The organism is Bacillus manliponensis (assembly GCF_000712595.1).
Taxonomy (GTDB): domain Bacteria; phylum Bacillota; class Bacilli; order Bacillales; family Bacillaceae_G; genus Bacillus_A; species Bacillus_A manliponensis.
This window is the reverse complement of record NZ_JOTN01000085.1, coordinates 1-468: the sequence shown is the minus strand read 5'-3', so window position 1 is coordinate 468 and position 468 is coordinate 1. Positions and strand designations below refer to the sequence as shown.

Annotated in this window: 1 pseudogene; it reads left to right on the top strand. The window is 34.4% G+C overall.

From position 1 onward, the window contains the following. Nucleotides 1–306, top strand: a pseudogene (locus tag BAMA_RS25575) (tyrosine-type recombinase/integrase); the annotation flags it as partial. Nucleotides 307–468: the final 162 nt, after the last annotated feature.

Below are 468 nucleotides of genomic sequence, written 5' to 3'. Positions count from 1 at the left end.
AAGCACATATAATGATTACGATTTGGTGTGTTCAACCGTTAATGGTAACCCCTGCAATTTCAAAAGTTTGACACAGCTATGGAAAAAGCTTATAAAGAAAAGTGAGGTTCCTGATATTCGATTCAATAACCTACGACATAGCATACGATATTAATGTTGAAACAAGGTATGCATCCAAAGATTATGAGTGAATGTTTAGGACATAAACGAGTACGCATCACATTAGACACCTATTCACATCTCATACCAGGACTTCAAGAAACTGTGGTGGACCAATTTACGGATCAATTATTCGAGAAAAAATAGTCTCATTCAAAATTCGTTAAAAGTTTTGGTTTTCAAACCAAAATACCACCTAATAAATCCGAAATAAACATATAAAAAAGGAGCTAGAAAACATGAAAGAAATCAAGTCAGAGCAACAATTCCGCGATTTAATCGCAAGCGAAAATCCAGTGGTAGTAAAGT